This window comes from Turicibacter sp. HGF1 (assembly GCF_000191865.1).
Classification (GTDB): Bacteria; Bacillota_I; Bacilli_A; order MOL361; family Turicibacteraceae; genus Turicibacter; species Turicibacter sanguinis.
On record NZ_AEXQ01000033.1, the window covers coordinates 1 to 8,189 of the forward strand.

General features: G+C 35.1%; 5 protein-coding genes. 2 read left to right on the top strand and 3 right to left on the bottom strand.

Annotated features, from left to right (window positions below):
• Positions 1-17: 17 nt before the first annotated feature.
• The gene (locus HMPREF9402_RS03595; protein WP_009606511.1) at positions 18-3,149 is read right to left on the bottom strand and encodes an AAA family ATPase; all 3,132 of its coding nucleotides are present in this window, start codon (positions 3,147-3,149) and stop codon (positions 18-20) included.
• A 2-nt stretch (positions 3,150-3,151) separates the two neighbouring features.
• Positions 3,152-4,291: an exonuclease SbcCD subunit D gene (locus HMPREF9402_RS03600; RefSeq protein WP_009606510.1), complete on the bottom strand. Its 1,140-nt coding sequence runs from the start codon at positions 4,289-4,291 to the stop codon at positions 3,152-3,154.
• A 329-nt stretch (positions 4,292-4,620) separates the two neighbouring features.
• On the opposite strand from HMPREF9402_RS03600, the gene HMPREF9402_RS03605 reads away from it, so the two are divergent.
• Positions 4,621-5,712, top strand: a complete 1,092-nt coding sequence (locus HMPREF9402_RS03605) for a GntR family transcriptional regulator (RefSeq protein WP_083809697.1) — start codon at positions 4,621-4,623, stop codon at positions 5,710-5,712.
• Between the two features lie 273 nt (positions 5,713-5,985).
• Here the strand turns inward: HMPREF9402_RS03605 and HMPREF9402_RS03610 are convergent, their stop codons facing one another.
• Entirely contained in the window at positions 5,986-6,882 is an 897-nt protein-coding gene (locus HMPREF9402_RS03610) for a DUF368 domain-containing protein (protein WP_006785378.1), read from the bottom strand.
• Positions 6,883-7,086: 204 nt separating this feature from the next.
• On the opposite strand from HMPREF9402_RS03610, the gene HMPREF9402_RS03615 reads away from it, so the two are divergent.
• A complete protein-coding gene (locus HMPREF9402_RS03615) occupies positions 7,087-8,175 on the top strand; it encodes a PRK06851 family protein (RefSeq protein ID WP_006785379.1) in 1,089 nt (362 codons plus the stop codon).
• The last annotated feature ends 14 nt before the right edge of the window (positions 8,176-8,189 follow it).

The window sequence follows — 8,189 nt, forward strand, 5'->3', positions numbered from 1 at the left end:
ATTAACTTTTTTTCTGATTATTTTTTAAAATAGGCTCGACTTCCATTGGAATCCATTTCAACAACAAGCTTAGCAGGAATCCGTTCTTTTAACTCATTTACATGTGAAATCACTCCAATTAAACGGCCATAATCTTGTAATTCCATTAAAATATCAATCGCTTGATCAAGTGACTCAGAATCTAATGTTCCAAATCCTTCATCGATAAACATCGTATCGAGTTGAATGCCCCCTGAATTTTGTTGCACCGTATCTGATAATCCGAGTGCAAGTGCCAATGAAGCTTTAAAACTTTCTCCTCCAGATAACGTATTAACGGGACGTTTTTTACATGTATGACTATCATAAACATCTAAATCCAGTCCTTTACGACCTCCACCTTTGACCTCTTCTCGTCGTAATAAATAGTATCGACGTGCTGTCATTTTTTCAAGGCGAGAATTGGCAGCCTCTAACACATCATCAAAATAACTAGAAAGCACATACGTTTCAAATGACATTTTACCGCCACTTTTTCCATTTGCAAGATCGGCAAGTTCTCCAATGACACGGTATTCCTCTTCCCGTTTTTGAATGAGTCGATACTGACGCTGAATGCTCTCTAACACATCTTTATTATGCGCTTTAATTAAATCTTTGGCATTCATTTCTTTTTGAAGCAACTCTTTTTGATCACTTAAATGTCGAATTAACTCTTCTATTCTTGAAAGTTCAACCGGTGCCAAATCTTTTAGTGATTGCTCAAGCGCGATTAACTGACTTTGAACCCCTTGTAACTCTTGCTCATATGCTTTAACTTGAGCTTCTGCCTGCATGATTTCTTGCATCGAGCATTTTGATAATTGATATTCTTCAACCGATGTAAAATCAGTCCTCAACTGCGTATCAAAAAGTTGCTTCGCTAATGTTAACTCACTTTGATAATGAGTCATTTGACGCTCAACTTCTAAAATTGTGGCCTTTGTTGACGCCATCTCTGACGTTAACAGCTGATACTGAGACTGTGCCTCACGAATATGTTGCTCTAACTGATTTCGCTCTTGCTTTACCTCATGTAACTTTGACTTCACCATCAAATAATCTTGATATGGTTTTGGAATGGCATCAAGCATTTCAATCACAACTCGGCGAACCGATGATAAATTTGCCACTTGCTCTGCTAATTGATGTTCAGAGGCTTTCAAATCTTGCTCCAGTAGCTCCTGTTCTTCTTTTTGTCTGATCAACCTGTCAATCTGTTGCTCTAATGCTTGCCCTTTCAATTTAATCTCCTTTAAAGTCTGTGATTTAAACTGAATACGTTGTTGAATCTGCGTCATTAACATCTGTATGAATGACTGACTTATCTCCTCATCTTCTTTAATTAACTGATGCCCAACTAACACTTGAACTAATTCATCAATTGAACGTTGCTCTTCTTTTAAAGTGGCTGCAATTCCCGCTACTTTCTGTTCAAGTAACTGATGCTCTTGTTGTTTTGATTCTAGCATTAAACGTCTTGCTTCAAGCTCCTCCTTACTTAAAATAGGTTCATCGCTTGTTCGAGGATTAGGATGTTCAAGTGACCCACAAACTGGACACGCCTCTCCTACCTTTAATTCATTCGCTAATCGAATCGCCGATGCATGAATAAACAACGCGGCCTGATGCTCATAATCAGCTTTTAATGAGTCTAATAACCCCTGACTTTTCGTTAGCTGATTCATCGTATACTGATAATTAGCCTGATTTTTTAATAGACGCTCATAGCGTGTCAATAACTGCCCTACAATCCCTTGCTGTTCTTTCAACTGATTCATCTCTAACTCTTCTTTAAAACACGCTTCTTTTAACAACTGCTGTTGCTCCGTCGCACTCGGTAACGTTTTGAGCACCTCTATCATCTCATTAAGACGCTTGCTTTTATCTTCTAAAGAAGCCGTCATTTTAGTCACGACCTCTTGCACACGATCTTGTTCAAATCGTCGCTCTTCAATAATCTTTAAACTATCCGCATAGTTTTGCAACTGATTCATCTCATCGGTCAACTTAGAAACCGTCGCTTGCCACTCTTCAATTCCTTCAAAACACTTCTTCACAATAATAAAACGCTGCTCAAGATCAGCTAATTTCTCAACTCCCGCCTGATGCAAGCTAACTTCTTTTTTATATAACGTTTGTTGTTTCAAAACTTCATTTTCAAGCTTTGTAAGTTCGTCTGCTTTTTTTGAAAACTCAACCCTTTTTCCTAACTCATTCATCGCTTCACGCGATTTCATCAACATTTGAAAACGGGCATCTATTTCCTCTTTTTGCTTAAACTTTTCATTCAGTAAAAGACCGTCCTGTCTTTTTTGCATTTGAACCTGTAAATCCTGATCCACAGCAATCACTTGTTCATGAAGCGTCAGTTGTTCTTGTGATAATTTCTCCAATTCAACTTGCACTTCTTCTAAAATATGAACCAATAATTTATTTTCAGCAATCATTTGATATAACATCGAGCTCGGGTCACATTTAATCACCTTTAACTTCGCTGCAATCTCTTTTTCTGTATCCGCCACTTCTGCTTTTAAGCATTTAGACTGTTCTACTAATTGTTCTTGCAACGCTTTATAAAAATCAGTTCCAAAAATTTTACGAAGTAATTCTTCTTTACTTGCCGTATTCGCATATAAAAACTCTTTAAAATCTCCCTGTGGAATCATCACAATCTTTCTAAATTGATCAACACTAAGACCAAGAATCGCCTGAACTTCATTTCTAACATCCATATCCTTCGTCAATGGCGCACGATCACTATCTAGTTCTCGTAACTCAACAGAGGCTGCCATCTCACGCAACCCATCACCACGTAACTTTTTAACCCACTGCTTAGGTGCACGGTTAATACAATACACTTTATCTTTCACTGAAAACGTAAACTCAACTTCCGTTTTATTGTCACTACTTGCGGCAAAGTCACTTCGAAGTTCTTCGCCTTTTCGTTTATTTCCACTCGTCTCACCATATAAAGCATAACAAATCGCATCGAAAATCGTTGTTTTACCAGCACCGGTTGGACCTGTAATTACAAAGATATCTTGATTTTTTAAATCCTCTTTAAAATTTAACTCCGTTTGCTTCGCATACGGTCCAAAAGCTGTTATTTTTAATGAAATTGGCTTCACTTCTAGCACTCACCCTTCATAACTTTAATCGTTTGTTCAATGACTTGTTTTCCTGCTTCATGCAAAGATTCCCCACGATGATGCTCATAAAAATCTGCAAACAACTCCTCCGTTGATTTCGTCTGGCGAGCACTCGCACTCAACTGACTTCCTTTAAATTCTGAAAATCTTCGTTCAAGTTCTAACAACATCACATTAGGATACACCTGACGAAGTTTTGCCATCGGTTCGAGTAACTCCCCTTCATCTGTTAAAATGACTCGTAGATAATCTTCTTGTCCCTCATCCTCAAGCGTCAAAAGCTCATCAAGTTTTCCAGTGATGGTACGCATATCACGACGTGGTTTTAAAGGTAATAGTTCAATACTAATCTCACCTTCTGCGTCTAAATCAATCATCGTCATCGATTTATGGTAATGCTCTTCTGAGAATGAATATTTTAAAAGCGATCCGCTATAGCGGATTTTATCACTATTCACACGTTGTGTTCGATGTAAATGCCCAAGTGCCACATAATCAAAATGCTCCAAAAGCGTTGCATCCACCGATTCCTTTCCCCCAACCACTAATTTTTTCTCTGATTCCGATTGTTCTGGCGCTTCTCCACCCACAACAAACGCATGCGTGATTAAAACATTACGTTCAGTAGAATCAATCGGATTGGCTTCCATAATAGCCTTCATGGCGTCATTAAGTGATTTGATTTCTGGATGATTTAAAGCTTCTCGGACAACGGCATAATCTGCAAACGGCAATAAATAAAAATTAACAGGACCCGCATCATCTTGCAGTCTAACTTTTTTGATAATTTTCGTAAAATTCCCTGCGACATAATACTGTGCCGCTTCAAATAACTCGTGTCCAAAATCAATCAATTCTGCCCCATCATGATTTCCTGCAATCGCTAAAACAGGTGTCTTTAGCTCAATTAATAAATCTTTTAAAAATTGATTATATAGTGCGACCGCTCTTGCCGGTGGCACACTACGATCATAAATATCTCCTGCTAACATCACAGCATCAGGTCGATACGTTTGAATATACTGTTTAATTTGCTCTAATACAAATTCTTGATCTTCAATCATTAAAAACCCATTCACCATTTTTCCAAAATGCAAATCACCTAAATGCATTAATCTCATCAAACCGCTCCTTATAAAATCGAATAAATGTTCTATAAAAATTATACGATTTATAACTTACCACCGTCAATCATTCCCTAGGAAATAGGAGAAAATAATTTTCAAGCATTTCCTACAAATTCCGACTTTTAAAAAAATATAAAAAACAGCCTCTTTTTTTTATTTCTGAAGAAGTCATTTTTAACTGATGATTATACGAAATCATCGATTTCATTATATAATTTTTCATTTTCATCGATTTAAGCTATTTTAAAAGCCAACAAAAAGTTGTATACTTATACAATACAACTTCCAACTTAAAAGATACAACTAAAAAAGGGGGGATTTTTATCCTTAATCAAAATTTACCTAAATACGTAGCAGTTGCTGAATGGATAAAACAAAATATTTACAATAACACATATAAAGCTGGTGAAAAACTCATTAGTGAAAATCAGTTGTGTGAAAAGTTTTCTATTAGCCGACAAACAGCCCGTCAAGCAATTGCTATTCTTGAAAAAGAAGGATTGGTTTTAAAAAAACAAGGCAGTGGGACTTATGTCAATCACATCTTTAGCGAAACTAAAATCCCCTCAAAAACAATTGGCTTAGTGACGACTTATTTAGATGACTATATTTTCCCTGGCATTATTTCAGGCATTGAAAAAGTTTTATCACTGAATGGATATAACACCACTTTACGTTTAACACGAAATAGAGTGAATACAGAACGTGAACAACTTCTATCATTATTAAAATCTGATATTGATGGATTAATTGTTGAGGGAACAAAATCGGCTCTACCAAATCCGAATTTAGATATTTATAATCAATTCGAACAGCGAGGGATTCCTGTTGTCTTCATTAATAGTCATTACGCTCAACTTAACTGCAACTACATTGTGGTAGATGATGAACTGGGTGGAGAACTAGCAACGCGACATTTAATTGAAAACGGACATCAAAATATTACCGGTATTTTCAAATACGATGACATGCAAGGAAATTTACGCTATAAAGGATTTTTAACTGAAATGTATAAGCATAATCTTTCAGTTGATGAATCTGCGATTATTTGGTACTCAACGGAAAACATGGAACAACAATTCTGCCTTGAAAACCTTCCTCAATTATTAAAAAAATTCAAATCATCAACTGCCATTGTTTGCTATAACGATCAAATTGCAATGAAATTGATTCAACTACTCGCTTCAAATGACCTGAACGTTCCTCATGACCTTTCACTTGTTAGCTTTGATAACTCAAGCTTAAGTCAAATCGTAGTCGTCCCCTTAACTAGTATCACACATCCTGGAAAAGAGTTAGGAAAACTTGCGGCTGAGTCCATTCTGAGCATGATTAATAATCCACATTATGAAATGAAACATACTTATCATCCTGAATTAATAATCAGAAAATCAGTTGCTAAGTTAACAAAATAAAAAAATCGACCAGCGGTCGATTTTTTTACTTTTGAATTAATTTAAAGAGCTGACTTTCATGAGGTGAAATACTACATTCAAAGGATATAAACTTCTTTACCTTCCCTTTCTTAGCCCCTAATTCTCAAATCCTATCTCCCCCCTTGAAACTACAAACAACTTATAAAAACAAAACACAACTTCATGATAACTTTTTTCAATCTACACTTTTAATAAAACGTTTACAGAGATATAACAAAAAATACTGTACATAACGTGTACAGTATTTTTTTATTAACGTTGCTGTTTGCGCTCTAAAGCTGCACTAAATTGTTCTAATCCAATAATTACTGCCCCACCAATGATGAAGTAAAGAAGATTAAATGTCTCAAATGACATTGGTAATTGCGGTGTCTCAAGCGTTGTCGGCCCCATTAAAACCGCATAAATTGATCCAATCATTAATCCTAAAATAAGATAAATCATTTGTGGACGTGCATTTTCTAAAGCATGACGAATTAATTTAATCGTTGATAAGATTCCAGTAATAATTCCAATTCCAAAAATAAATAAAATAGGAACATAACTGAAATTAAACGTTAAAACCTCTTTAATAGCCCCAATAATTGTCGTATAAAGTCCGAAAATTAATAATAAAGTTGATCCTGAAATTCCAGGCAACACCATAGCAGAAATGGCGATCATCCCAGCTAAGAAGACATAAATGATTAATCCAATGTTTAAATTTGATAAAGAAATGTTAATTCCTCCACCCGAAGAAATAGGATTAAAGACAGAAATCGCAACTACAATCAAAATTCCGGTAACTGTCCAAACAAGATTAATATATTTATTTCTTAATGTTTCGCGCTCCGCTTTAATAATTAACGGAATTGAGAAAATAATAAATCCAATGAATAAAGAACTAATATTATAAATATGTTCTTCAAAAATAGAAGCTAAAAATAAAACAGAACCAATCAGCCCAATGGCCCAACCAATTCCAATTTTAATTAAGAAATTCAAAGCTTTTAATTTTTCTTCTTTATTATTTTTTGAAATCAATGTATTTAATGATCCGATAAATTGATCATAAAATCCTAAAATAAATGCGATCGTTCCTCCTGAAACACCCGGAACACTATCGGCTAATGCCATAAAAAAACCACGTATTAAATTAACAAAAAACATCGATTAATCCACCTCTACTATTCTAGTTCATCCCTTGTGATGATATTATAATTAGTTTAATCATATCATAAGACGACTTATATCGCAATGAAAGAAAGTTATCGATTTTCATATAAAAAAAAGACGATTTTTATGAACACTCTAGGCCTACGTCCCATATGATAAAAAGTAAAGTCTATTAGGTTTCATCTAAGGAGGATGTATATGGGAGCATCAATCAAAAACTATTTTACTTGCGCAAATAGTTCAAAAGGATTTTGTAATTTTTTTGATTCTAATTTACAAGGATTAAATAACTTGTATATTTTAAAAGGAGGTCCTGGAACAGGTAAATCAACTTTGATGAAAAAAATTGGGGCCCACTTTTATGATTTAGGGTATGATATTGAATTTATCCATTGTTCATCTGATGCAGATTCACTTGATGGGGTCATTATTCCTAAACTTTCTGTTGGAATTGTCGATGGAACTGCTCCACACGTTATTGAACCAACTGCCCCTGGTGCTATTGAAGAATACGTCAATTTAGGCGTTGCTTGGGACCGTCAACTATTAAAACCTCATACAGCTGATATTTTAGCTCTAAAATATCAAATTGGACACTGCTATGATGTTTTATACCAATCTTACGCCGAAGCATTAGGGATTCATGATGAATGGGAAAGCATCTACATAGCTGAAATGGATTTTAACAAAGCCCCTTTACTTAGACAATATATTTGTGACACCTTATTAAATTTTGAAAAACAAGATCATACCGCAGTGGTTAAACATCGATTTTTTGGAGCCTCTACTCCAACCGGATCAACTGACTATATTCAAAACTTAACTGAGGACTTAAGTAAACGCTACTTTATTAAAGGACGTCCTGGAACAGGAAAGTCAACCCTTCTAAAACAAATGGCAGCCCACTGTGAAGAACTAGGATATGATATTGAAATCTATCACTGTTCATTTGATCCAGACTCACTTGACATGCTATTAATCCCCTCTAAAGGTATCTGTTTCTTCGATTCAACAGCTCCTCACGAATACTTTCCAAACAAACCAACAGATGAAATCATCGATATGTACGATGCTCTGGTCACTAAAGGAACAGATGAAAAGAATGAAGCCGCTCTGAAAGAAATCTCAAATCGATATAAACAAACCATTAAAAAAGGAACGGATGCTTTAGGTCTTGCTAAACAATTTCATGATCAATTAGAACAATTTTATATTGATGCTGTTGATTTCGATATTATCGAAAAAATTTATGTTGACTTAAAAACAAAAATTGAAGAATTAATGTAATAAAAAAGCGATTG

Excerpts from the sequence above, each read along its gene's own strand:
- HMPREF9402_RS03600 (WP_009606510.1), bottom strand. The coding sequence starts at position 4,291 with ATGAGATTAATGCATTTAGGTGATTTGCATTTTGGAAAAATGGTGAAT.
- HMPREF9402_RS03610 (WP_006785378.1), bottom strand. The coding sequence starts at position 6,882 with ATGTTTTTTGTTAATTTAATACGTGGTTTTTTTATGGCATTAGCCGAT.
- HMPREF9402_RS03615 (WP_006785379.1), top strand. The coding sequence starts at position 7,087 with ATGGGAGCATCAATCAAAAACTATTTTACTTGCGCAAATAGTTCAAAA.